The organism is Corynebacterium sp. HMSC14B06 (assembly GCF_001807075.1).
In the GTDB taxonomy this organism is placed as follows: Bacteria; Actinomycetota; Actinomycetes; order Mycobacteriales; family Mycobacteriaceae; genus Corynebacterium; species Corynebacterium jeikeium_D.
The window spans coordinates 121228-145305 of the sequence record NZ_KV787359.1; the positions used below are offsets into that span (position 1 = coordinate 121228).

The 24078-nt window shown below is 59.0% G+C and carries 20 protein-coding genes and 4 tRNA genes; 22 read left to right on the forward strand and 2 right to left on the reverse strand.

Features of this window, described 5'->3' with window-relative positions:
• Positions 1-56: 56 nt before the first annotated feature.
• The 12 genes from HMPREF3130_RS02685 to HMPREF3130_RS02740 all read left to right on the forward strand — a co-directional run bounded on the left by HMPREF3130_RS02685 (position 57) and on the right by HMPREF3130_RS02740 (position 13828).
• A complete protein-coding gene (locus HMPREF3130_RS02685; RefSeq protein WP_016422017.1) occupies positions 57-1727 on the forward strand; it encodes an ABC transporter substrate-binding protein in 1671 nt (556 codons plus the stop codon).
• Positions 1728-1853: 126 nt separating this feature from the next.
• Positions 1854-2801 carry an ABC transporter permease gene (locus HMPREF3130_RS02690; protein WP_016422018.1) on the forward strand — a complete coding sequence of 316 codons (948 nt, stop codon included), beginning with the start codon at positions 1854-1856 and terminating at the stop codon, positions 2799-2801.
• Positions 2794-3621, forward strand: coding sequence for an ABC transporter permease (locus HMPREF3130_RS02695; RefSeq protein WP_016422019.1), 828 nt, complete (start codon positions 2794-2796; stop codon positions 3619-3621). The genes HMPREF3130_RS02690 and HMPREF3130_RS02695 overlap by 8 nt, the downstream gene beginning before the upstream one ends.
• A complete protein-coding gene (locus tag HMPREF3130_RS02700) occupies positions 3618-4568 on the forward strand; it encodes an ATP-binding cassette domain-containing protein (RefSeq protein ID WP_053087287.1) in 951 nt (316 codons plus the stop codon). Before HMPREF3130_RS02695 ends, HMPREF3130_RS02700 begins: the two co-directional genes overlap by 4 nt.
• Positions 4565-5317 carry an ABC transporter ATP-binding protein gene (locus HMPREF3130_RS02705; RefSeq protein ID WP_016422021.1) on the forward strand — a complete coding sequence of 251 codons (753 nt, stop codon included), beginning with the start codon at positions 4565-4567 and terminating at the stop codon, positions 5315-5317. Before HMPREF3130_RS02700 ends, HMPREF3130_RS02705 begins: the two co-directional genes overlap by 4 nt.
• A 164-nt stretch (positions 5318-5481) precedes the next feature.
• Complete coding sequence (locus HMPREF3130_RS02710; protein ID WP_070653449.1) at positions 5482-6480, forward strand: ornithine cyclodeaminase; 999 nt, start codon at positions 5482-5484, stop codon at positions 6478-6480.
• A 31-nt stretch (positions 6481-6511) separates the two neighbouring features.
• Positions 6512-8005, forward strand: coding sequence for a type III PLP-dependent enzyme domain-containing protein (locus HMPREF3130_RS02715; RefSeq protein WP_016422023.1), 1494 nt, complete (start codon positions 6512-6514; stop codon positions 8003-8005).
• Positions 8006-8025: 20 nt separating this feature from the next.
• Positions 8026-9111 carry a PLP-dependent cysteine synthase family protein gene (locus HMPREF3130_RS02720; RefSeq protein WP_080985592.1) on the forward strand — a complete coding sequence of 362 codons (1086 nt, stop codon included), beginning with the start codon at positions 8026-8028 and terminating at the stop codon, positions 9109-9111.
• On the forward strand, positions 9108-10508 hold the full coding sequence (locus HMPREF3130_RS02725; protein ID WP_065421727.1) for an MATE family efflux transporter: 1401 nt from the start codon (positions 9108-9110) through the stop codon (positions 10506-10508). Before HMPREF3130_RS02720 ends, HMPREF3130_RS02725 begins: the two co-directional genes overlap by 4 nt.
• Before the next feature lie 214 nt (positions 10509-10722).
• Complete coding sequence (locus tag HMPREF3130_RS02730; RefSeq protein WP_224783767.1) at positions 10723-11844, forward strand: ABC transporter substrate-binding protein; 1122 nt, start codon at positions 10723-10725, stop codon at positions 11842-11844.
• A complete protein-coding gene (locus HMPREF3130_RS02735; protein WP_246815100.1) occupies positions 11844-12989 on the forward strand; it encodes a FecCD family ABC transporter permease in 1146 nt (381 codons plus the stop codon). Before HMPREF3130_RS02730 ends, HMPREF3130_RS02735 begins: the two co-directional genes overlap by 1 nt.
• Before the next feature lie 179 nt (positions 12990-13168).
• Positions 13169-13828: an ABC transporter ATP-binding protein gene (locus HMPREF3130_RS02740; protein ID WP_080969612.1), complete on the forward strand. Its 660-nt coding sequence runs from the start codon at positions 13169-13171 to the stop codon at positions 13826-13828.
• Between the two features lie 110 nt (positions 13829-13938).
• Here the strand turns inward: HMPREF3130_RS02740 and HMPREF3130_RS02745 are convergent, their stop codons facing one another.
• Entirely contained in the window at positions 13939-14907 is a 969-nt protein-coding gene (locus HMPREF3130_RS02745; protein WP_042389125.1) for a 1,4-dihydroxy-2-naphthoyl-CoA synthase, read from the reverse strand.
• Between the two features lie 25 nt (positions 14908-14932).
• Between HMPREF3130_RS02745 and HMPREF3130_RS02750 the strand changes: the two genes are divergently transcribed.
• From HMPREF3130_RS02750 to HMPREF3130_RS02770, 5 genes are all read left to right on the forward strand, one after another.
• Entirely contained in the window at positions 14933-15958 is a 1026-nt protein-coding gene (locus tag HMPREF3130_RS02750) for an o-succinylbenzoate synthase (RefSeq protein WP_049192991.1), read from the forward strand.
• A 191-nt stretch (positions 15959-16149) separates the two neighbouring features.
• Entirely contained in the window at positions 16150-17892 is a 1743-nt protein-coding gene (menD, locus tag HMPREF3130_RS02755) for a 2-succinyl-5-enolpyruvyl-6-hydroxy-3-cyclohexene-1-carboxylic-acid synthase (protein ID WP_141762810.1), read from the forward strand.
• Positions 17893-17959: 67 nt separating this feature from the next.
• Complete coding sequence (locus HMPREF3130_RS02760; RefSeq protein WP_049192993.1) at positions 17960-18451, forward strand: DUF3592 domain-containing protein; 492 nt, start codon at positions 17960-17962, stop codon at positions 18449-18451.
• 4 nt (positions 18452-18455) lie between these two features.
• The gene (locus HMPREF3130_RS02765) at positions 18456-19664 is read left to right on the forward strand and encodes a glycosyltransferase family 4 protein (protein WP_016422034.1); all 1209 of its coding nucleotides are present in this window, start codon (positions 18456-18458) and stop codon (positions 19662-19664) included.
• 10 nt (positions 19665-19674) lie between these two features.
• Complete coding sequence (locus HMPREF3130_RS02770; protein WP_049192994.1) at positions 19675-20367, forward strand: demethylmenaquinone methyltransferase; 693 nt, start codon at positions 19675-19677, stop codon at positions 20365-20367.
• Positions 20368-20418: 51 nt separating this feature from the next.
• On the opposite strand, the gene HMPREF3130_RS02775 is transcribed toward HMPREF3130_RS02770, so the two are convergent.
• Positions 20419-21771 carry a geranylgeranyl reductase family protein gene (locus HMPREF3130_RS02775; protein ID WP_162838041.1) on the reverse strand — a complete coding sequence of 451 codons (1353 nt, stop codon included), beginning with the start codon at positions 21769-21771 and terminating at the stop codon, positions 20419-20421.
• 118 nt (positions 21772-21889) lie between these two features.
• Between HMPREF3130_RS02775 and HMPREF3130_RS02780 the strand changes: the two genes are divergently transcribed.
• From HMPREF3130_RS02780 to HMPREF3130_RS02800, 5 genes are all read left to right on the forward strand, one after another.
• Complete coding sequence (locus tag HMPREF3130_RS02780; protein WP_016422037.1) at positions 21890-22945, forward strand: polyprenyl synthetase family protein; 1056 nt, start codon at positions 21890-21892, stop codon at positions 22943-22945.
• A gap of 180 nt (positions 22946-23125) precedes the next feature.
• Positions 23126-23207 (forward strand) — tRNA-Tyr (locus HMPREF3130_RS02785).
• Between the two features lie 396 nt (positions 23208-23603).
• Positions 23604-23676 (forward strand) — tRNA-Thr (locus HMPREF3130_RS02790).
• A gap of 39 nt (positions 23677-23715) precedes the next feature.
• Positions 23716-23789: transfer RNA gene (locus HMPREF3130_RS02795), tRNA-Met, on the forward strand.
• A gap of 103 nt (positions 23790-23892) precedes the next feature.
• Positions 23893-23965: transfer RNA gene (locus HMPREF3130_RS02800), tRNA-Trp, on the forward strand.
• The last annotated feature ends 113 nt before the right edge of the window (positions 23966-24078 follow it).

The window sequence follows — 24078 nt, forward strand, 5'->3', positions numbered from 1 at the left end:
AGATAATGAAAACGGTTACTACTTAGTTGTGCCTATCCTTCAATAAAGGGGAGTAAATGTTTTCTACCCGCACGGGGCGAACCCTGGCTGTCTCGGTCTCTGCACTTGCGATTTGTGGCCTCGGGTTGACCGCCTGTTCGAACCCCGATGATAAGTCCGCCTCCGGTGCCGCCGGGGACTCCGGCGCCAGCGCCGAGCAGACCCTGGTCCTGCTGGATAACAACGAAACCGGCGGATACAACCCGGTTGCTGGTTACAGCAGGTCCGGCGATTCCCCGGTCTACGAGGGCCTTTTCCGGCTCAAGCCGGTGTCGGGTGACACCTCCACGAAGCCCGTCGACTTTGAGCCTCTGCTAGCCTCCGGCCCCGCCGAGCCGAGCAATGGCAACAAAACGTGGACCGTTCCAATCAAGGACGGAATCACCTTCTCCGACGGGACCACCTTCGGGCCGGAGGACGTCGTGGCGACCTACAAGGCCATCCTCGACGAGCGCTCGGCCTCCTCTGAGGCTCCGAACTGGGAAATGCTCGATGAGGTGCACGCCGACGGAGACAAGGTCGTCTTCGAGCTGAATATCCCGTACGCGGAATTCGATCACCAGCTCCTCAACGGCATCGCCCCGTCGGAGGCCTTCAACTTCGATGATTTGAAGCCCGCCGAGGACTCAGATCTCAATACCAAGCCCGTGGGAACTGGCCCGTTCAAGCTCGAATCTTTGCGTGCCGACGAGGCCATCTTCACGGCCCGCGAGGATTATCACGGCGGGGCCCCTGAGCTGAAGAAAGTCATTTACCGAGTCAATCAGGACGAAAACTCCCGTGCTCAGCAGCTGCGCGGCGGCGAGGGCGACGGAACCATTATGGAGCCGGCGTTGGCGCAGGAATTTGAAGGCCAGGAGGGATTCAAGGTCGAGTCGGCGCATTCGGCGGACTGGCGCGGAATCACCCTTCCAGCGGGCAACCCGGTCACCGGTGACCAGGCAATCCGCAATGCGGTCAACCTGGCTGTCAACCGTGAGGCCATGGCGAAAGACGTGATGAAGGGCCACGCGAAGCCGAACTCCACCTTCCTCGCGGACTTCTACGGCGACGCCTACGACCCGACCGCCGAGATCAAGCACGACACCGCGAAGGCCGAGAAGCTTCTCGACGACGCCGGGTGGAAGAAGGGCTCGGACGGCATCCGCGTCAAGGACGGCCAGCGCGCCGCGTTCGATGTCATCTACTTCCCGAACCGCGATCACGCCCGCACAGACCTGACGTTGGCCGCAGCCTCCGACCTGAAGAAGGTCGGCATTGAGGTCAATCCGGTCGCCCGTGATTCCAAGTCTGTCACCCGCGAGGACTACGCCAAGACCCCGGTCATGCTGGGAGGAGGCGGTACCCCGTACTCCGTCGACGGCCAGATCTACTCAATCTTGCACTCCAAGTACGCTGAGCCGGGTGCCGGTGCCAAGTGGGATAACGGCTCCGACTACGTCAACCCGGAGATCGACAAGCTGCTCGACCAGGCGCGCGTCGAAGCGGACCAGGCCAAGCGAGACGAGCTCTACCGTAAGATTCAGAAGCTCTACGCCGAAAAGCCCGCCATGCTGCAGCTGGTCTACGTTGACCATGTCTATGTCGAGCGCGACCGTGGCTACACGCACCCGGATGCCATCCTTGAGCCCCATGCCCACGGCCTGAACTTCGGCCCGTGGTTCAACCTGGGGGCATGGCACAAGTAAATGACAAAAGCCGAGCCACACCCACGTCCTCACCCTCGCTCGCGCCCGCACTCACACCCGCGTCTACACCCCTCTGAGCATCAACCCCGTTTCAAGAGCCGGAAACGGCAGGTCGCAGGAATCGTCGTGAGGCGAGTGCTGGTAGCCGTTCCCATCGTTGTGGCGGTGACGGCAGCAGTGTTCGCGCTGGCGGCGGTGAGCCCCTTCGACCCTTTGGATGCGTATCTCAAAGGTCAGGCGGGCAACCTGACCGAAGCGCAGAGAGTCTCGATTTCTCACCAGTTGGGGCTGGATAGGCCCTGGTGGGAGTCGTGGTTGGTGTGGCTGCAGGGCCTGGCGGTGGGCGACCTTGGCATTTCGAGGTCCTACTCACAGCCGGTGACGCAGGTGCTCGCCGAGCGTCTGCCGTGGACGATGCTGCTCGGCGCCTGCGGACTTGCCGGAGCTATCGCGCTGTCATTCGTTCTGGCACTGTGGGCTGCGGTGCGGCGCGGGGGAGTGCTAGACCGGCTAGTCCTGTCGATCTCGACGGTGATTCAGGCGACCCCGCCCTTCGTCGTTGCACTCGGCGGCCTCGGCCTTTTTGCGTTGGCCTGGAAGCTATTTCCCACCGGAGGCCTGACCTACCCGGGCGAGCCCGTGACTTTCTCCTCTACGGTGGCGCACCTTACGCTGCCAGCTGTCGTTCTTGCGATTACGCAGGTGCCGTGGCTGGTGCTGTCGTTGCGTGAGTCCATCGTCGAGGTCATGGACTCCGGCGCGGTCACCGGAGCGCAGGTCCGCGGCATTCCGCGCCGAACGATTATTTTCTCCCATATCCTGCCGACCGCAGTGCCGCCTTTCCTCGCGCTCATCGGCGCGCGACTGTCTGAGCTGGTCGTCGGATCGACACTGGTGGAGGCGGTCTTCGCGTGGCCTGGGCTCGGAACCGCGCTGGTCAAATCGGCTCAGAGCTTGGACTTTCCGCTGCTGAGCATTCTCACTATCGCGACGACGGCTATCGTCCTGCTCGGAAATCTGCTTGCCGACGTCGCCTTCGTCGTCCTCGACCCACGGGTGGATGCAGATGCTTAAAACGACAAAGAGGCCGGTCGCCCCGGTCGTGGCCGTGGCGTGCCTGGTCCTCATCGCTGCCTACGCCTTTTTAACTCCGCTGTTTCACGACTCCGACCTGGTGCTCACCGACTTTGCCAATTCCGGTGTCGCCCCGGGGCCTGAGCACTTCTTCGGTACCGATTCGAAGGGGCACGACGTTTTCGTTCGAGTTGCTGCGGGAATGCGCATTTCCCTTTTCATTGCACTGGTCACGGCAGTGTGCTCGGCGATCGTCGGTATCGTCCTCGGCGTTACCGCAGGCATGCTCGGCGGGCGCGTCGACCGCGTCATTATGCGCAGCGCCGACGTCACCAACGCGCTGCCGCACCTGCTACTGGGGCTGCTCATCGTCAGCCTTTTCCGAGGCTCGGTCCCCGCAATCATCATCTCCCTGGTACTGACGCACTGGGTGACCATCACCCGAACGGTCCGTGCGTCCGTGCTGCATCTGCGGGGCGCCGAGTTCGTCGAGGCCGCGCTCCTGTCCGGAATGAGCCGCGCACGCGTGCTAGCTCGGCACGTTGTTCCGGCGGCACTGGGGCAGTCCTTGGTCGGCCTTATCTTGCTGATCCCGCACGCAATCTGGCACGAGTCGACGCTGTCTTTCCTTGGGGTGGGCCTGCCGCCGCACAAGCCGTCTCTCGGGACTCTGCTTGCCGACGCCGAGGGCGCCCTGCTTCTCGGCCATTGGTGGATTTTGGTGTTTCCCTCGTTTTTCCTCGTCGCCACAACGTTGTGTATTGCGGCCGTCGGCACGCATTTGAAGGAGCGGGTGACCGGACAGGAGGTGCTGGTGTGAGTGCTCGGGAGGGCGTCGGCAAGCGAGAGAAGCTGCTGGACATTGAGAGACTGACAGTGCGGATTCCCCTGCGCGGTGGTGACGTGGTGCATGCCGCGACGGGCGTGTCCCTGACTGTGGGTAGGGGAGAGGTCGTCGCGGTTGTGGGTGAGTCGGGCTGCGGAAAGTCGATTATTGCCTCGGCGGTGGTTGGCATGCTGCCGCCGCACGCGAGAGTAGAGGGGCAGGTGCGTTTCTATCCGCGCGAAGGGGCAGCTGACAGTGGTGCAGAAGCGGAGAGGAACGCCGAGCCCATCGAAATTCTGGCGCGGCGACGTACCGGCGCGGGCCTTGCTCGCACTGACGAGGAGCTGGCGGGGCGGCAAATCGCGCTAGTACCGCAGTCGGCGGCGACGTTTTTGACACCGGTGCGCACGGTCGGGGCACAGCTAAAAGAAACAATTTCCGTTCTGGGGCGCAACCACACGGTGGAGGAGATGCTGCGGCGAGTCAGCCTGGATGCGGAGGTCGCGGCGCTGTATCCCCACGAACTTTCCGGGGGTATGGCGCAGCGCGCAGCAGTGGCATTCGCCCTGGCTGGCGACCCTGCTCTGGTGATTGCTGACGAGCCGACGGCCTCCCTCGACCCCGACCTGACCATGGCCCTGCTGCGCATGCTTCGCCAAATCGCCGACAGTGGTGTGGGAGTCATGCTAATTACGCACGACATTTCCGAGCTGCGCGATAGCGGCATCGCCGACCGAGTTGCAGTGATGTACGCATCGCGCCTTGAGGAGACGGGATCGGCAAAACAGGTGATTGAGGCCCCAGCCAGCGAATACATGCGCGATCTGCTCGCAGCGCTGCCCGAAAACGGCATGCGGCCGATGCCCGGCGTGGTGCCGAGCTTGACGAACCTGGACGAGGACTATTGCTACGCGCGCAGGCTCGAGGAGGCGGGGAAATGAACGAGGAGGCTGTGGTGAGTAAGGCGTTGGTGAGTGAGCAGGCTTCGGTGAGCTGTGACGCGCAGGCGAGTGGCAAAGCGCTGGTCGCCGAGAACGTGTCGAAGTCATTCGGCGCCAAGGACGGCTCTGCGAGAGTCGTTTTATCGGACGTTTCCATCAGGGTTGATCCAGGGCAGATCGTCGGGCTTCGTGGGCCTTCGGGGGCTGGCAAGTCCACGCTCGGCCGTATCCTCGCAGGCCTGGAAGTGCCCGATTTAGGGCAGTGCTTCTGCGACGGGGTGCCGGTCGGCGCTGTGCGCAGCCGCGCCGGGCAGCGGGTTCGTGGCCAGATTGGGATGGTGTTTCAGTCTCCCCGAAGGTCCTGCGACCCGCGGATGACTTTGGGGCGCACCATTCGCTCAGCCGCACGACAGGGGCGGCAAGGGCGGCGGGATGGTCAGCGAACCGGGAAAAGTGTGGACATCGACGAGCTCATCCGAAACGTTGGGCTGACTCCGGACCTTCTCGATCGCTTCCCTAGCCAGGTCTCAGACGGGCAGCTCCAGCGTGCCGCAGTCGCTCGCACCCTGGCCGCCGGTCCACGCTACCTCATCTGCGACGAGATGACCGCCATGCTCGACGCCGCCAACTCCGCGGCAATCGTCGAGGTCATCCGGGATTTCGCCGTATCTGGCGGCGGTGTTCTCATGATTAGCCATGAACACAGGCTTCTCGCCGCCGTGTGCGACGGCGTCGTCGCCTTAGAGTAGCGATATTGCTTAGCGCCCAGCTTGGAGTCATTGAACCTTCACTGCCTGTGATCGCCGATAGAATTTAGGAATTAGGGTAGCCATACCTATGACAGGTAGTGTAGGCTCTCCTTTTGTTGGTTGAATGGTTGGCTATCAATCGTTACTTGCTTGAAGGACTTCTATTGATTGATTCAAAAACTCCAAAGCTTCGACTTTTGACCCGATCGGACTTGGAAGATATCGAACTCGAACCTTCGCTGGTTATCCGTGCAGTAGAAGATGGATACTTGGCATTCGCGGAAGGTTCCTCGCAGTGCCCGACAAAAATGATGATTGACTTACCGGTTGAGAGCCGGGACTCGATTGCTTTTTCGATGCTCGGTTTTGATGCCAACCGTGATCTCGTTGGATACAAGACCTCTTATCGCCACGGAAGCGACAACCCAGATAAGTACTACACCACCATTAGTCTCTACGACGATGAAAGCGGCATGCCATACGCGCTAATGGACTGCCAAAAAGTTGGAGCCTCGCGAACTCCCGCTACGACAGCATTGATTGCGCGAGAATGTGCACGCGCTGATGCGAAGACTGTGACTGTTTTTGGCACTGGGATTCAGTCAGTTAACACACTTTCCTACTTGGTCACAGCAGTGCCGAGCCTCGAAAAACTACAGCTGCATGGAACTCATCCGGGAGGATTAGAAAAAAGCCGGAAGTCGCTTAATCACTGGTTTCCCGAGCGGAATATCGAACTAGTTGAACGCGATGATGCTTCTGTTATGAAGGCAGTTCAAAGCAGCGATATCACCGTAGTTGCTTCCGGTCGTGCCTGGCACCCATCGATTCAAACTGAATGGATTCCCGAAGGTGGGCTGCTAATTTCTGTTGCTTCCAAGGGAATTGCGGATGGTGCTGTTGCTGCTGCAGACAGGGTAATTGCTACTAGTGCCGGACAGTTCGAGCTAGTTGGGCAGCGATTGCTCCAGGGCAAAGAAGTGGAATTGGATGCAACACTACCCGATATTCTCGCGCGAAAGGCCCCAGGGCGCACGAATGAAACTGACCGAGTTTTTGCATTCTCGACGGGAATGATTATTACGGATATTCCAGTTGCTCAGGAACTTGCGGTTCGTGCATTTTCTGCTGGGCGAGGTACGGAGGTGTCGCTATGGTCGTAACGCTCGCTGTCGGCACTACGGGAAATGAAAAGTGAACGATAAAACTTTTGCTTCTACACCCTCTGTGCCCAAGACCTCGACCCTGGTCCCGAAACAACGTGACTGGGCGAAAGATTTACTGTCAATTCCAAGTGACGGCGTCTCGGAACTAACTCGTTTAGCCACACTAGCGGCAGGGCCTTTTCATGTTCTAAATACTCAGGTTTTTCGCCAGAATTTGAATGCTTTTGCTGCTGTTTGCGAGCGTCACGGAGTCGACTCGCATATCTACTTCGCTCACAAAGCAAATAAGTCTGCGTGCTGGATCCCCGCAGTCGCCGAAGAGGGTCATCGCGTAGATGTTGCGAGCGGGGAGGAGCTCACCGGCGCTTTAGGCGCTGGTGTGTGTGCTGCCGACTTAGTTGTTACGGGTGCGGAAAAATCGCAATCGCTTTTGACTCTTGCTCTCAGGCAGAGAGTTCTAATTGCAGTAGATTCTCCGAGCGAACTATTCCGAATTAATTCGCTGGCTAAGGATCTTGGAGTCGTTGATGCTCCGGTGTTGATTAGGTTACTGCCTGAAGAACAGCCTGAGACTCGCTTCGGCACCTCCATGGCACAGTGGCTTCGAGAGCTTGAGGCCCTGCGAGAACAATCTAGTAATGGGATTGACTGTAGAGGCGTGACCTTCCATTTGAACGGATACAGTCCCGCTCAGCGTAACCGCCAAGCACATAAAGCTTTGGATTTTATGGAAATTCTTCGAATTAAAGGATGGACGGCAGAGATGCTGGACATAGGTGGAGGATTTTCGGTTCAGTATTGTGAGCCATCCCAGTGGGAAATGTTTCGGGAAAAGGTTATTGATTCACCGGATAAGCGAGACTATTTTCATTCTGGTCGAATTCCAGAAGGGCTTTATCCGTATGGTGGGCAGGGCAATGATGGCCCTGAAATGTTAGATGAAATTCTTTCGGGAGTAGCTAATTCGCCTTCAGTTGAGAGGATTGATAAAACTAGCACTTCGCTTGCGGAACGGCTAAAAAATGGGCGATTTCAGTTGGCCATTGAACCAGGCCGAGCGGCGTTAGATGGTTGTGGATTGAGCGTTTTTCCAATTCAGGGTGTGAAATGGAGAGACGACTACATAATTATTACTGTTGCGGGTTTAAGTATGAGCCTTTCTGAGCAATGGAAAGGCAGTGAATACATGCCTGACATGACGTTATGGGAGAATCCCGGCTCAGATGATGGCGCCAATTACATGGGCAGGCCTAGCGGTGGCAGTAATTGTCTATCGCGCTCGGTTGGTGTCTGTGTTGGCGGAAGTAGCTGTATGGAATATGACATGCTCACTTGGCGAAAGGTCCAAATGAATCGAATTCCGAGAGTTGGGGATTTGGTTATTTATCACAATACGGCTGGTTATCAGATGGACAAAAATGAAAGCGAATTTCATCAAATTCGCCTGCCCATGCGGTTTGTTTGGGAAGGTCGGGGAAGCTTGCCGAAAATAGATAGGCCTTTATATCGGGAATTGGTTTAAATGTGTAATTGGGGTCTGTCATGATTGATTTTCCATATTCTGAAAAAAAATTAAGAAAACCTTGCGCAACATGTTCGCTTGAGAGTTGTAGTTTAATTGGAAACACGCCAATTCTTGAACTGTGTAATACCGGATCCGGAAGCCGGTTATTACTGAAGATGGATTGCCTAAATCCGACGGGAAGCGTAAAGGTGCGAATGGCGCTGGAGATGATTGTTGCTGCGGAGATCTCCGGCGAGCTCAAGCCGGGCGGAAGAATCATTGAACCCACTAGTGGAAACACTGGTTTAGGTCTGGCATTTGTGGCCTCTCAGCGGGGATACAAGTTTACGGCGATTGTGGATCATCACGCTGCTAAGGACAAGCTGCGTTCCATGCAAGCACTTGGAGCAGAGTTGGTCTTCGTCGGGGATAAAGAATCCTGTGTTCCGTCTACGAGCCTTAGACGTGCGAAGGCCGCAGAAATTGTCGCCGAGACCTCGGATGCATGGTGGCCAGATCAGCACAATAATCCCAACAACCCAGCTGGTTACTGGCAGCTTGCATACGAACTCGATGAGCAAATCCCAGAAAAGGTTGACGTTCTCGTTGCGGCAATTGGAACGGGCGGGACGTTGTGCGGTACAACGGAACATCTGAGGAAGCTTGGGCATACCGCCGAGTCGTTGGCTGTTGAACCCGAAGGCTCCATCATTTTTGGTGGGGTGCCAGGGGCATATAAGCAATCAGGTGCCGGTGCTCCGTCGGGTTTCAAAATCGGCAATAACGTCCGCTACAACCTCATCGACCATGGAGTCAAAGTTAGCGATGTCAAGGCATTCGCTGTGGCCCGAGTGTTGGCTAGGGAACATGGGCTCATGGTTGGAGGCACAGCAGGTGCTGCAATCTACGAAGGTTTGCGTCATCTACACGAGTTTCAGGCAGGAACAACAATGGTCGTCATTGTTTGTGATGCTGGTGAGAAATATCTCGACACAATTTTTGATACTGATTGGCTTCAGAAAAATCATTTGTATTCAGAAGTTATGGAGCGTCAAGTTTCGCGAATGCTCAGAGCCTATGGTGATTCTCGTGCCATTGCTAGTTCCTTCGAGGTGGCCGGGTGATAAATCCAGCTCGTGCAATTGGCCAGCAAACCGTGTCCTACCGTGATGTCTATTCGCTTGCGCTACCCATCGCGGGCGTTCAGCTAGCGGGGGTTGCGCTAACCACGACCGATGTGCTGATGCTGCAGACCCTCGGTGTAGTGGCAATTGCCGGCGGCGGACTCGCAATGCAGTTCTACAACCAGATTCGCACCATGTGTGTCGGTATGGTCACCGCCGGAGGCAACCTAGTAGCCGAGGCCGCGTCGGAGTGGGAAAAGACAGGCGAGGAAGTTGCGGCTGAGCGAATCCGCCAAGCGGTACGCAGTTGCATGGCCGTCGGTACCGCAACTGCAATCATTGGTGGCCTCATCGTGATTTCATTTGGTGCGCTTGCACTCATCTTGCCCATCGACGACACTGTTGCCGAGCTAGCGTTCTCGATGACGGTCGCGCTTGCACCAGGCCTTATCCCGATGATTTGGCTCAATGTCCTGCGGCAGTTTGCAGTCGGCATGCGTCGGCCGGGCTCTCTGCTGGTGGTTACGCTCATCTCCATCGTTGTCAACGCTGCTCTCAACGCTGGATTCCTCCGGCTAACAAGTGTCAATGAATGGGGAACTGCATGGGGACTGGTGGGCATCGGTCTGTCGACCACCTGCGTCCAGGTTTTTACCCTGCTGTCCTTTGCTGGCTTGCTGCAAAGAGACCGTCAGCTACGGAAATTCTTCGCGGTCATTCCGAGGCCCGGCGACGCAGCATGCATGAGGCGCATTATTCGGCTTGGGATTCCAGTTTCGCTTACCTACGGCTCTGAAGCTGCGATTACTACTATCGCAGGTCTAGCGATGGGCCTGGTTAGCCCAGTCATGCTGGCAGCGCACACCGTTGTTAACCAACTCGCTTATATCGTCTACCAAGTATGTATCGGCTTCTCGCACGGAGGATCTATACTGGTCAGCCGTGCATTAGCGGATGGTGCCGAGGCAGTCAAACAGGTATCACGTCGGGTTTTGCACGCAGTGGGTATTTATCTTGCCGTCGTCGGTTTGCTCTGGTTGCTACTGGGCAAGTACGTCGTTGGACTGTTCCTTACTGATTCCAACGTTAGTGCCAATCCCGATGTACGCCATATAGCGACAATCTTGTTGTGCCTTGCCGTGCTTCAGCAGTTCGCTAAAGGCTCCCAGAACGTGCTGGTGGGGCTCCTTCGTGGGCTGCGCGACACGAAGTCGGGTCTCAGTGCGACCCTTTGGGGCTACTGGGCGGTGGGGGTTCCAGCTCTCCTGATTCTTGGCCTTGGCCTTCGTTGGGAAGGATATGGCGTTTGGGTTGGGCTCATCCTTGGCTTTTCCACGACCGCTGCTCTGCTTTACCGCGCTCTGCAGCGTCACCTGCAACCCACTAGTTCCGTGTGACGGCCGAAGCTTCGTAACACCCATCCAGAAATAGTCTGAACCATCCACGTAAAGATGACGTTTTCCCTCTACCGAAGGGGATCCGAGGAGCTGAATATGCGGTCGACTGACCGCCTGCTCCGGAAAGAAGAAAATGAAGGTTAGTTCTCCTCTTACTCCAAGCGTGCTACTGCGTGACTTCCCCGCAAGGGTGCTTTTCGCGGTACTCCTATGCATGTCGCTCGTCCTTCTCGCCGCTTGCTCAGATGGAAATGGAGACGCATCCGCTAGCAGTGAGAAGCGTACCGTCGTCGATGCGCTAGGACGCGAAGTTAAAGTCCCGCAGAATGTCGAGCGAATCCTGATGGGCGGGCAGAAGATGCTTTACACGACGGCGCTTCTGAACCCAGACAATCCAACTGACAAGATCGTTGCCTGGCCAGAGGACCTGAAGGAAAACGACAAAGCCACTTACGACCGCTACGTTGAGAAGTTCCCCAAAATCAAGGACATCCCGACCACAGGCGAGATTTACAACAACACTATGTCGCTGGAACAGGCTCTGGAGTCCCGACCCGATGTCTTCGTAGTAAATGCGGGTGTCTTCGACGCGGCTAAAGATGCTGGAATCGTTGATGGATTAGAAAAGGCAGGCGTGCCGACGGTGACTGTCGACTACTTCATTGACCCAGTGAAAAACACCGAGCCCAGTATTCGAATGATGGGACAACTGCTGGGGCGTGAAAAGCAGGCGGAAGACTTTATCAACTACTACGAGAAGAAGGTCAACAAGGTCGCTGACCGCCTTGCCGAGAAGAAACCAGCACCGACACCGACATTCCTGTGGCGAGCACCCGGTTACTTTGACTGCTGCTCAACCTTCGCCAAGTCCAACCTGGCGCAGATTGTCAATTTTGCCGGTGGACTAAACCTTGGCGACGAAATGATTGATGCGAAGCAAGGGCAGGTATCGCCAGAGGCATTGGCCGGGAAGAATCCTGAAGTCATCATTGCCACAGGCGCAGACTGGGATCAGGGTAAGACTCCGGTCAAGGAAGGAAATTACGTACCGCTGGGTTACTCGGAATCGAAGGAAGAGGCGCAAAAGGCCCTTCACGATGTCGTCGGTAAGCAACCCGCTGTGCGTGAAGTCGACGCGGTGAAAAGTAAGCGTACTTTCGTCGCATGGCATCATTTTTACGATTCGCCATATAACTTCCTGGCAGTCGAGATGTTTGCAAAGGCCATGCACCCGGACTTGTTCGGCGACATTGACACTGAACGAGAGGTACAGGACCTGCACGATAAGTTCCTGCCAATCGAGGCCTCGGGCACCTTCTGGACTGGGCTGGAGTGATGTCGAACATGCAAGTTTCGCACGGAAACCTGGCAACAACGCAGGGGAGCGGAGACGCCGTTCGCGGGGAGCAGGAAGTCAGCCCTGATAGAGTAATGGTGCAGTCAACTTTTCACTGGTATCAGCGCGCAGCACGGAAGAAGTGGGTGATAATCGCTCTGATTACTGTGGTGTTGGCTTTGACATCGCTTGCTGACTTTCTACTCGGTGGCGGTAGCATGCCTGCCAGCGAAGTTTTGCATACATTGACCCATCCGGTTGGTGCGCGACCCATTGACCACCAGATTGTTTTCGACATTCGGCTTCCGATGACCGTGACTGCAGTGCTCGTCGGAGCGACGCTGGCAGCGGCGGGCTCACAAATGCAGACAATTCTGGGAAATCCCCTGGCCGAGCCGTACACCCTGGGCGTGTCAGCGGCGGCCGGATTCGGTGCTGCCCTGGCTGTGGTCACCGGCTTCGCTTCTGAGGGAATCGGTGCGGTGCTGGGGATGGCCGGGACTGCGTGGGTGTTCGCGATGCTGGCCTGCGCTGCGATTCTGCTCTTTTCCCGATTTCGTGGCCCAGGAGTCGAGGGGATGATTCTCCTCGGTATCGCGATTGTATTCTTTTTCGACGCTCTACTGGCCCTGATGCAATACCTGGCCTCGGAGACGCAGTTGGAACAGGTTGTGTTCTGGACGATGGGCAGTCTCACCCGCTCGAACTGGACGCAGATTGCGTTGCTCGCGGTGATATTCGTGATGGGGCTACTCTTCTTTTACCTCAATGCCTGGTCGCTGACTGCATTCCGGATGGGCGATGACCGCGCAAAAGCCCTTGGCGTAGACGTTGATCGACTGCGTGCGCTGACCCTTATCGTGGTGTCCTTTATGGCGGCAACCGCTGTGTCGATGGCCGGTACGATTGGATTTATCGGTCTCGTCGGCCCACACGTTGCGCGCTTATTGGTAGGCGAAGATCAACGTTATTTTCTTACTGCTTCGACTTTGGTAGGGGCGCTGCTTCTGGTTGCGGCATCGGCAGTGTCGAAGGTGATTCAACCGGGTGTAATTCTTCCCGTAGGCATTATTACCGCAATTGTAGGAGTGCCCGTATTTGTCGCGATTATCGCTGGCCAGAGGAGGAAAATGTGGGTTGGCTAAAGGCAAGTCGCTTTGTCGGGAACGACGCTGTACATGGTCATCACGACAGCCCCAGTAAACCTGACGGTAAACCCCTCGGCGAAACCCCTCCAGAATCGTCCGCTCTTAGCGCGCGAGGAGTGTCTTTTGCTTACGACGGCCATCATGTCCTGCACAATGTCGACGTTGGGCCTCTTCCGATGGGAAGCGTGACTGCGTTGGTCGGTCCCAACGGAGCTGGCAAATCGACACTGCTGAGGTGTTTGGCGGGCCTTGAAAACTGCTCGGGGCAGGTACGTGCTGAAAGATCTCTATATTTGCCACAGGACCCTCCGCCGCTGAGCTCATTGACCGTGTACGAAAGCGTCCTGCTTGCCCGGCAACAGTCGTTTTCTGGGTTTTCCGCACTGCGTGTCGGATCCACAGTGCGGGCAGAAGTGCAGGCCACCATTGAACGACTTGGGTTGGTTGCGTTGTCATCGCGGCTGATGTCTGAGTTGTCTGGGGGACAGCGGCAGTTGGTGAGTTTTGCGCAGGCGGTTGTGCGACGACCTCGGGTATTGCTTCTCGACGAGCCCACCAGCGCACTCGACTTGCGTAACCAATTGATGCTTCTCGGGCAGGTACGCAAGTGTGCGCGGGAATTGCCCTGCGCGGTAGTGATGACACTTCATGACCTGGGGCAAGCGGCGCGCTTTTGCGAACATGTGGTTGTTCTAGCCGATGGTCGGGTCAGCAGTGCAGGGCCTCCGGCAGAGGTCATTAATGAAGCTATGCTGCGAGAGGTTTATCAGGTAGAAGGTGCGGTGCTCCCGACTCGCAATGGCGGGCTGGCGGTCGAAGCGTCGGAGGCACTCTAGCGCAGACCCGTGACTGTAGCGCACGCTCTCGGCTGTTCTACAGCCACGAATGAGCGCTAAAGTGCAGGGCCCGACGAGCGCCCCAGCCGGCGCCCCCCCCCTAACTGCCCCTAGTAGTAGAACGGGAACTCGTCCCAGTTCGGGTCACGCTTTTCCAGGAACGCTTCCTTGCCCTCGACGGCCTCGTCGGTCATGTACGCCAGGCGAGTAGCCTCGCCCGCGAAGACCTGCTGGCCCATCAGTCCGTCATCGGTCAGGTTGAAAGCGAACTTCAGCATGCGCTGCGCCGTTGGGGACTTACCGTTGATCATGCGGCCCCACTCCACCGCGACATCTTCCAGCTCAGCGTGGTCGGCGACCTCGTTGACAGCGCCCATGCGGTGCATGGTCTCAGCGTCGTAGGAACGGCCGAGGAAGAAAATCTCGCGGGCAAACTTCTGACCAACCTGCTTCGCCAGGTAGGCCGAGCCATAGCCGGCATCGAAAGATCCCACGTCAGCGTCGGTCTGCTTAAAGCGGGCCTCCTGGCGGGATGCCAGTGTCAGGTCACACACCACGTGCAGGGAGTGTCCGCCACCTGCGGCCCAACCATTGACCACGGCAATGACAACCTTCGGCATAGTGCGAATCAGGCGCTGCACCTCCAGGATGTGCAGGCGGCCACCCTCGACCTTGGCACGCGCGGTATCGATGGTGGATGCGTCCGCGGTAGCGTCGTCATGCTCGTGGGATGTGGCGTACTGGTAGCCGGAACGACCGCGAATGCGCTGGTCACCACCCGAACAGAATGCCCAGCCACCGTCCTTGGTGCTCGGGCCGTTACCGGTCAGCAGCACAACGCCGACATCCGGGGTGCGACGCGCGTGGTCGAGCGCGCGGTAGAGCTCATCGACGGTATGCGGGCGGAATGCGTTACGAACCTCCGGGCGATCAAACGCAATACGCACAATGCCGTTTTCGCGGCCCTCGCCGACGTGGCGGTGGTAGGTGATGTCGGTCAAATCCTCAAAACCATCAACCGTCTTCCACTGCTCGGGGCGGAAGGGGTTATCGGTCGAGTACTTCGCGGTATCAGTCATGGCTTCCAGCATAAAGGTCTCTAGCATGAGGGGTATGTGTGTGTCCGCTGCGCCCAACATCCAGCTTCCGCCAATCGACGACATCCTCGACCGCGCCCACGTCGTGGCTCTGCCCATGGCAGTGAAATTCCGTGGCGTCACCACTCGCGAGGCGCTCCTCATCGACGGCCCCGCCACCTGGGGAGAGTTCGCTCCCTTCCTGGAGTACGAGGCACCCGAAGCTGCCGCGTGGCTGCGCTCGGCCATCGAATGCGCATACGTTGGCCTGCCCACCCCGAAGCGCGAGTTTGTCGAGGTCAACGCCACCATCCCCGCCATCACACCCGAGCAGGTGCCGGAGGTCGTGGGGCGTTACCCCGGGTGCCGCACGTTCAAGGTCAAGGTCGCAGAGAGCGGCCAATCGCTTAACGACGACATCGAGCGCGTAGCCGCCGTCCGCACCGCGGTGGCCGAAGCCTATGGCTATGAACCTGTGGTGCGGGTGGATGCGAACCGTGGCTGGTCGGTGGAGCAGGCCATCCGCGCCGCTCATGAGTTGGACCCGCTGGAGTATATGGAACAGCCCGTTGCGACTGTCGCCGAGCTGCGGCAGGTCCGCGACGCAGTGGGGGACTTTTGCCCGGTTGCGGCCGATGAGTCAATCCGCAAGGCTGAGGATCCGTATTTGGTTGCGCGCGAACAGGCGGCTGACGTGGGCGTAATGAAGGTCGCGCCACTTGGTGGGCCACGCCGCTTGCTTCGGTTGGCCGAGGAGCTGGCGATGAAGGTGACCGTCGCCAGCGCGTTGGACACCGGCATTGGCATGGCTGCCGGCTTGTTCACGGCGGCGGCCCTGCCTACTACCGAGCTGCAGCCGGAGCCGAACGCGGCGGGTTTGGCCACGTCGTCACTCTTTATTGAGGACGTCATCGAGCCCCGGCCACTTATCGATGGCCGACTGCCCGTCACCAACCCCGCGCCCGACCCTTCCCGCCTGGCCGAGCTCGCCGCGCCGGGCCCCCGCCGCGATTGGTGGTTCGACCGCCTCCGCGCGGCGTACACCCATCTATAACGCCAAGAAAGTGACTAGGTTTATGACACTTTGAGCCCGAAAAACGGCTTCCAAACTGACATAAACCTAGTCAGTAACTTCCGGCAAGTAGCCTATTGAGTGTGAACAATAACCAGGACACCCCTCAAGACCCGGACACCGGCGCGACCGAAACCACTCACGCCGTCCAGTCCACACAAGCCCCATCCGCAGTGGTAGCGGGCCTCATCGTCGATGAGCTGCTGCGTCTCGGCATGGTCGATGCCGTGGTGTGCCCGGGTTCCCGGTCCGCCCCGCTCGCCCGCGCTCTGGTCCAGGCCGCCGACGCGGCGAAGGTTCGCCTCCACGTACGTATCGATGAACGCTCCGCCGCCTTCCTCGCCCTCGGCCTGGCCTCGCGCACCCGCAAGGTGACCCCGGTAATTACAACGTCCGGCACAGCAGTGGCGAACCTCGTGCCCGCCATGGTGGAAGCCACCGCGTCGGGCATTCCGCTGCTGGCACTGACCGCCGACCGCCCCGCGCATTATCGAGGCACTGGCGCGAACCAGACCATCGTCCAGGACCGCCTGTTCGCTGATGCCTCCGTCGTCGAGTTCGATCTGGACGGCACCGCCCCGGTCACGAAGGCCACCGCCGCGCAGATCCGCGCCCGCATCGATCGCGTTGTCGCCGCCATGGCATCCGGCGCCGGCCACCTTAACGTCCGTTTTGTCGAACCGCTCGTGCCTGACGACGACTCCGTCGCCGACATCCCCGAGGGCCGCGCCGACGGCGGCCCCTGGACCACGATTGCGCCTACCAACAGCAACAACGTCGGCGCGGCCGCCATCGCAGCCAACTCGGCCACCGCAACCGGCCCGGCCAACTCGGCTAGCACAGCCACAATTGACATCAGCCGCCGCACACTCGTGATTGCGGGTTCGAATGCCTCGCACCTGCCAGAACTGGAGGATCTGCCAACCATCGCTGAGCCGAATGCATATGCGCCGGCGCACCCGGTTCACCCGCTCGCGGCGGGTACTTTTGCGCAGATTCTGCCGGAGCAGATTGTGTTAGTCGGCAGGCCGACGCTGCACCGAGGTATCTCTAAGCTGCTGGCCAATCCGGATATCGAGCTGACCGTTGTCTCCGAAGCGGAAAACCACGGTTTTGGGGTGGAGTTCCCGGATGTGACGGCGAACGCAAGGGCCGTCGTTAGGCATGTGCAGACTGTGGGGGAGCAGGACCCGCAGTGGACGAAAATCTGTGAGGCTGCCAGCGAATTGGCGGTGAAGTCCGTGCGAGAGACGCTTACCGAGTCGATTGAAGCGGAGGAACCGCTGACCGGATTTCATGTGGCGGCGGCGCTGACGGATAGCCTGCGCACGGGTGACAACGTGGTGCTGGGCGCGTCGAACCCGGTGCGCGATGCGTCGTACACGGGCCTGCCTTTCCCGGGTGTGAACACGTATGCGGGACGAGGTGCCGCGGGCATCGACGGCACGGTGGCGACGGCAATCGGTATTGCGCTGGCGTCCGACCGTGAGCATGCCGACGAGATTCGCCCGCCGCGGACGATTGCACTTATGGGTGACCTGACGTTCCAGCACGACTCCGCAGCGTTGGCAATTGGGCCGCTGGAGCCGAGGCCGGAAAACCTCACCATCGTGGTGGCCAATGATGCCGGTGGCGGTATTTTCGAGACGCTGGAGGCGGGCAGCCCGGCTCTGCGGGGAAGCTTTGAGCGCATCTTCGGCACGCCGCAGGACGTGGACTTTGAGGGCATCTGCCAGGCTTACGGAGTCGAGCACGTGCGTGTCGACCGCCTCCCAGATCTGCTCGCGCAGCTGCACCCGGATACCGATGTCGACGGCATCCGCGTCATCGAGGTGGCGACCACACGTGCGACGCGTCGGCAGTTGCACCACAAGCTGGCATACAATGCGGAGATTGGGGTGCTGGACAAGCACTAGCCGGCCGGCAGCATCCAATCAGAGCTGGAAACAATCAGGGACAGAAAAATAGGAGGTCGCGACCGCCATGCAGTGGAAAACTGCCCTGGCCAATTGGCCGCGCTTCCTTCGTCAGGTACTGCTCTTTGTGATGATTTGCCTGTTGCTGTCGTGTCTGGCCATGGTGGTTGGCTGCTTCATTAATGACCGCAATATCGAGTCGAACATGGGGCAGTCCGTAGCCAATGTGCGCTCGGTCGAGCTCCTTCGCACCACGGTTGATTTCGTCGACGAGAATGGCGATTTTCAGTCGCCACCAACCGGTTTGCTCTATCCCGTTGGTCTGGAAGAGGGGCAGCGCGTCCGCGTCGAATACGACCGCACTGATCCCAATGTCGTCCGCGTCGCCGGGCGCACATGGACGCTGTCACTTCTCCCGGCGACCAGTATCGCTGTGGTTACATTTCTCGTCGTCGCGCCGTTGTGGTGGTTGTCGTTGCGCGCAACCCGTCGTTTACAAAGAGATCCCCAAAAGGTAAACAGAGGGTCACTTTCGCTTTCCGACGAGATGGAAAACTAGCACCATGCGCGTTGCCATCATTGCTGAAAGCTTCTTGCCCAACATCAATGGAGTGACAAACTCCGTGCTGCGGGTGTTGGAACACTTACGCCGTGAAGGACACGAGGCGCTGGTGATTGCGCCGGGTGCTCGGGACTGGCAGGAAGAGGCAGAGTTCTACTGCGACTACCGCATTGAGCGTGTGCCCACTGTGATGGTGCCGTTGATTGATTCGCTACCGATTGGTGTGCCGAACCGTCGGGTAGCGTCGGCGCTGACGCAGTTTAAGCCGGATGTTGTCCACTTGGCTTCGCCATTTGTGCTCGGTGGTGCGGGCGCGCTGACTGCCAAGGCACTGGGCATCCCGGCTGTGGCCATCTATCAGACGGACGTTGCGGGTTTTGCCAAGAACTACAAGTTGGCGGGGCTCTCCACGGCCGCATGGTTGTGGACGCGCGTGATTCACAACTCCTGCGCCCGAACGCTGGCGCCGTCGTCGCCGACTATTGAGGACCTGCAGGATCACAAGATTCGTGATGTCTACCGCTGGGGCCGCGGTGTTGATGCGGTTCGCTTTACTCCGACAAAGCGTAGTGAAGAGCTCAGGAAGCAGTGGAGCCCGGAGGGCAAGCCGATTGTTGGTTATGTCGGCAGGCTCGCGGCGGAGAAGTCTGTGGAGCGGCTGGCAGCGCTGAACGGCCGCGATGATATCCAGGTGGTCATTGTCGGCAATGGCCCGGAGCTGCAGAAGCTGCAGAAGCAGATGCCGAATGCCGTCTTTACCGGACAGCTCACCGGCGATAAGTTGGCAGCGGCATTCGCCAGTCTGGACGTGTTCGTCCACACCGGTGACTTTGAAACCTTCTGCCAGGCGGTACAGGAAGCCCACGCCTCCGGTGTGCCGGCCATCGCTCCGAACGCAGGCGGCCCGCGCGACCTGATTACCAACGACGTCAACGGCTACCTGCTGGAACCCAAGACTTTCACCCGCGATTTGGCTGAGGCGGTCGACAAGCTGCTGCTCGTTGACGATGAGCTGGCACGTAAGCAGCTGCGCAACCGCTGCCGCGACACCGTGACCGAGCGCACCTGGGAAGCACTGTGTGCAGACCTGGTTCGCCACTACGAGGAGGTTTCTGGGGTTTCCGCGGCCGAGACGTCAAGCAAGGTCGCAGCAGATGCGATTGATGCCTCCCATGCAGGTGCTGCTACGCGTCAGAAGTCGGTCGCGTAATCTGGACATCGTGTCTAGGGCTGATTTAACGAAAAAACCCAGCGAAGTCGCCTCGATGTTCGATGGCGTGGGGAAGAATTACGACATCACTAATACCGTGCTCACCGGTGGCATTGACCACTACTGGCGCGTGCGCACGGCAAAGCGCCTGAACCTGCAGCCTGGCCAGAAAGTCCTCGACCTGGCCGCCGGTACGGCTGTTTCATCAGTGGAGTTGGCAAAGTCTGGCGCATACGTCGTTGCCTGTGATTTCTCCCGAGGCATGCTCAAGGCCGGTGCACACCGCGATGTTCCCAAGGTCTGCGGTGACGGCATGAAGCTGCCATTCCCGGACAACACCTTCGACGCGGTGACCATCAGCTTCGGTCTGCGCAACATCGTGGACTACAAGGCGGGCCTCGCTGAGCTAGCTCGCGTGACCAAGCCCGGAGGCCAGCTAACAGTCTGCGAGTTCTCCACCCCTGTAGTGCCGGTGTTCAGCACCTTCTACAAGGAGTACCTGATGAGGGCACTGCCGCAGATCGCCAAGGTCGTCTCCTCTAACCCGGAGGCGTACGTGTACTTGGCGGAGTCGATTCGCGCCTGGCCAAACCAGCCGCAGCTTGCCCGCGACATCAATGCCTCTGGCTGGGAGGATGCCGGTTGGCAGAATCTCACCTTCGGTATCGCAGCGCTGCACTCGGCAACCAAGCCCGTGGAGTAGCTCGCTAGCTCGCAATCGGGCTGGGTCGCAGGGCCCGTCGTAAAGCGATTCCTACTGCCAGGGCTGGCGTCCGAAGCACTTATCGGAGGCCAGCGCTGCTCTCCCCGAAGCGCGCCAGAGTCGCGCCACTACGTCGCGGTCGTGTTCCGTGACCAGGTTGCCCATCAGGCGTGCGGCAACGCCCATGAGCTGGCCTCCCCACGGGGCGCCGATGGTCAACGGGCCGACCGTGGGAAGGAAGCTCGGGTACGTCAGCGTCAGCGCCAACTTGCGAGCCAGCGAGAAGCCGGTGCCGTAGTGCTCGCGAAGTAGGGCGGGCCAGGAGTGCGTCAGCCCATCGCGGCCCGCACCAATCGAACTAATCAGCTCCACTGCCAGTCGCGCCGACTCCATGCCGTAGTCAATGCCCTCACCGTTGAGCGGGTTGACTAAGCACGCAGCATCACCGAGCAACGCCCAGTTCGGCCCCGCCACATTCGATACAGCACCGCCCATCGGCAGCAGCGCCGACGTCATGTGCTCCGGCTCGCTCATCTGCCACTGATCGCGCACCTGTCCGTGGTACTCACGCAGCAACTTCTTCACATTCGTGCGCGCCGGGCGTGCCGACGTCGCCAGCGCCCCACACCCCACATTCGCCCGGCCCTCGCCCAGCGGGAAAATCCAGCCATAGCCCGGGTGCGTATGCCCTTCGGAGTCGCGCAGTTCCAGGTGCGAGTGAATCCAGTCATCCGCTACGTCTGCGCTGTCGAAGCTGACATACGACCGTGCGGCCACGCCAAAGACGCTGTCTCGATGCCACGCACGCCCCAGCTGCTTGCCGACGGTACTGCGGACCCCATCGGCCACGAGCAACCAGCGGGCCGAGATGGTGTGTGGCTTGCCCTCGCGGTCGGAAAGCTCCACCGCGCGCACGCCGTGCCCTCGCGTGCCGCCAGTGTTCAGCGCTCCGAGAACCACCTTCCGCGCTGCGACTCCATCAAAGACCTGCGCACCGGCATCAGCGGCGGCATTGAGCAAGAAAGTGTCGAGCTCAACTCGCGGCATCGCGGATCCGACAGCGGGGAAAGTGCCGGAGGCATCATCTGGCCAAGGTGCGGTGATGGAGCCGCCGAAGCCGTGCAGCTTGAGTCCGCGGTTGCGGTTGTGGCGCAGGAGCTCGTCGTCAAGCCCTAGGCGACGTAGCTCAGAGATGGCGCGAGGAGTGAGCCCGTCGCCACAAGTTTTGTCGCGTGGGAAGCGCTGGGAGTCGACCACAGTGACCGAAAATCCGGCGCGGGCGGCGTGAATCGCGGCTGCGGAGCCAGTGGGACCAGCACCAACAATGAGCACGTCAGTGCTGCTGGGTAGAGCGACGGTGCCGTCGAACGTGGGGGAAACTCGCGAAATCGGGCTTGAGGTCATTGCCCCAGCGTATAACGACGTTGAAACAAATATGGGAACCGGTCTGCTAGCCACTATGCTCGTAAGGTAGTTTATTTAGCAGTTTCTTATCTTTTATCGTCAGTTAGGCAGGTCTCGAATGCGTACTGGAGACTACTCCGGGCTTAGTTCCGGAAGTGCTCAGGGCACTGGTGAGCACACCGCCACTAGTTCTCACTTCGTTGATGAGGCGCTGGAAGCAACAATCACCGAGGGAATGCGCAAGAGCGAGGACCTCCTGATTACCGAGCTGGGGCGCGGCGAGGACTTCCTAGTCGAACGGGTTTCCCACCTAGCTCACGCTGGTGGTAAGCGCTTCCGCCCGATGTTTACCATGCTGGCCGCGCAGTTCGGTGAGAACCCGGAGAGCGATAAGGTCATCACCGCCGCGACGGTGCTGGAGCTGACGCACCTGGCGACGCTCTACCACGACGACGTCATGGATGAAGCGGATAAGCGCCGCGGCGTGCCCTCCGCAAACTCGCGCTGGGACAACACCGTCGCCATTCTGGCCGGTGACTACCTCTTCGCTGCTGCGTCCCGCCTGCTGGCAGAGCTCGGCTCCGAGAGCGTGGCTCACTTCGCTGAGACCTTCGGTGTTCTTGTCACAGGTCAGATGCGCGAGTGCCTCAACGACTTGGACCTGCCGATTGAAGAGCGCATCGAGCGCTACCTGAAGGTCATTGCCGAAAAGACCGGTGTGCTCATCGCATCGGCCGGTTATCTCGGCGCCTATCACGCCGGTGCGTCCGCCGAGATTTCCAACGCGCTGCGCCGCTATGGCGAACTAATCGGTATCGTTTTCCAGATTGTCGACGACATCATCGACATCTCCTCCAATACCGATCAGTCCGGCAAGACTCCGGGTACTGACTTGCGCGAGGGCGTCTTCACGCTGCCGGTGCTCTACGCGCTGCAGGAGGATACCCCAGCCGCTGACCGCCTCCGTGAGATTCTCGTCGGCCCAGTTTCCGACGACGCGCTTGTCGACGAGGCCCTCGAGCTCCTGGCTCAGACCAACGGTGTGGCTCGCGCGATGGAGAAGGTCAATGAACTGCTGGATGAGTCCGACCGCGTCATCGCTGACCTTCCTGACTGTGCGGCCAAGGAGTCCCTGCGTCACGTTGCTCGCTACACCGTGGAGCGCGTGGGGTAGTGGATTGAGCTCCATCGGCGAGATGGGCCTAGGGGCGAGCACTGCTCTGAGGTGAGCTCTGCTCTGGGGTGAGTTCTGCTGAGGGGTGAATCCAGGTAGGGAAATATCCTCTCGACCTGCCGATTTGTGTAAATGACAGAGTAGTGGGTAGCATTCCATTCGCACCGTTTAAGAGTGCACGCCAGATTGCCCGAGCGGCCAAAGGGAGCGGATTGTAAATCCGTCGGCATTGCCTTCGTTGGTTCGAATCCATCATCTGGCACAGTGAAATCACCGCGAGAATTTTCTCGCGGTGATTTTTTTGTAGGGCCCGTTGATGGGGATGCGGGGCGGGGGTTTGGGGTAGGGGCTCGAGTGAGGGGCTCTGGATTAAGTGGGGGCAGGGGCTCGAGTTAGAGGCTCGGGTTAGAGGGCAGCCACTCATCGATGAGCTATTCACTTATGGTTCCGCTGGAGCTCATCGATAAGTGAATAGATTATCCATAAGTGCGCGCCAAATGTCTGCAAACGTGACAAGAAATACCGCTGCCTACCTGCTGATTTGTGCTTAGTGGTGATTTCGGGTTAATCTTTGCAAGGCTTCACGGAGAGCACAGAGCGAAACGAAGCGGTCAACAATTGGCCACGGAGTTATGTGCTGAGTTCAACGGATGCTGATGCCCCCTTAGCTCAGTCGGCAGAGCGTTTCCATGGTAAGGAAAAGGTCGACAGTTCGATTCTGTCAGGGGGCTCTGTTCTTTTATACGGACTTATGTCCGGTAGAGAATAGGGGCGATGTAGCTCAGATGGTGAGAGCGCACGACTCATAATCGTGAGGTCGGGGGTTCGATCCCCCCCATCGCTACTACGGACAGTGATGTTCGTCGAACCCCGCCTTGATTATGCAGCAATGCAGTAAGGTGGGACATTGTCAGCTAAGGACTGAAAAGTTCTTTCGCTGGTGGTGAAGGGGCGTGGCTCAATTGGTAGAGCAGCGGTCTCCAAAACCGCAGGTTGCAGGTTCGAGTCCTGTCGCCCCTGCAAGTACCCGTCATCCAGGGCGTATGAAAATGCGTCTGGGTGGCGGGTTTTTCGTTTATGTTCGGTGGCGGTGGGGCAATGCGGGGTTAAGTAAAGAAAAGTGTGTCTTTTCC

What these genes read in the sequence shown, in the direction of transcription:
- HMPREF3130_RS02720 (WP_080985592.1), top strand. Translation starts at nt 8,026, where the DNA reads ATGATTGATTTTCCATATTCTGAAAAAAAATTAAGAAAACCTTGCGCA.
- HMPREF3130_RS02730 (WP_224783767.1), top strand. Translation starts at nt 10,723, where the DNA reads ATGTCGCTCGTCCTTCTCGCCGCTTGCTCAGATGGAAATGGAGACGCA.
- HMPREF3130_RS02695 (WP_016422019.1), top strand. Translation starts at nt 2,794, where the DNA reads ATGCTTAAAACGACAAAGAGGCCGGTCGCCCCGGTCGTGGCCGTGGCG.
- HMPREF3130_RS02705 (WP_016422021.1), top strand. Translation starts at nt 4,565, where the DNA reads ATGAACGAGGAGGCTGTGGTGAGTAAGGCGTTGGTGAGTGAGCAGGCT.
- HMPREF3130_RS02750 (WP_049192991.1), top strand. Translation starts at nt 14,933, where the DNA reads ATGAGGGGTATGTGTGTGTCCGCTGCGCCCAACATCCAGCTTCCGCCA.
- HMPREF3130_RS02775 (WP_162838041.1), bottom strand. Translation starts at nt 21,771, where the DNA reads ATGACCTCAAGCCCGATTTCGCGAGTTTCCCCCACGTTCGACGGCACC.
- HMPREF3130_RS02760 (WP_049192993.1), top strand. Translation starts at nt 17,960, where the DNA reads ATGCAGTGGAAAACTGCCCTGGCCAATTGGCCGCGCTTCCTTCGTCAG.
- HMPREF3130_RS02685 (WP_016422017.1), top strand. Translation starts at nt 57, where the DNA reads ATGTTTTCTACCCGCACGGGGCGAACCCTGGCTGTCTCGGTCTCTGCA.
- HMPREF3130_RS02765 (WP_016422034.1), top strand. Translation starts at nt 18,456, where the DNA reads ATGCGCGTTGCCATCATTGCTGAAAGCTTCTTGCCCAACATCAATGGA.
- HMPREF3130_RS02735 (WP_246815100.1), top strand. Translation starts at nt 11,844, where the DNA reads ATGTCGAACATGCAAGTTTCGCACGGAAACCTGGCAACAACGCAGGGG.
- HMPREF3130_RS02740 (WP_080969612.1), top strand. Translation starts at nt 13,169, where the DNA reads ATGGGAAGCGTGACTGCGTTGGTCGGTCCCAACGGAGCTGGCAAATCG.
- HMPREF3130_RS02745 (WP_042389125.1), bottom strand. Translation starts at nt 14,907, where the DNA reads ATGACTGATACCGCGAAGTACTCGACCGATAACCCCTTCCGCCCCGAG.
- HMPREF3130_RS02780 (WP_016422037.1), top strand. Translation starts at nt 21,890, where the DNA reads ATGCGTACTGGAGACTACTCCGGGCTTAGTTCCGGAAGTGCTCAGGGC.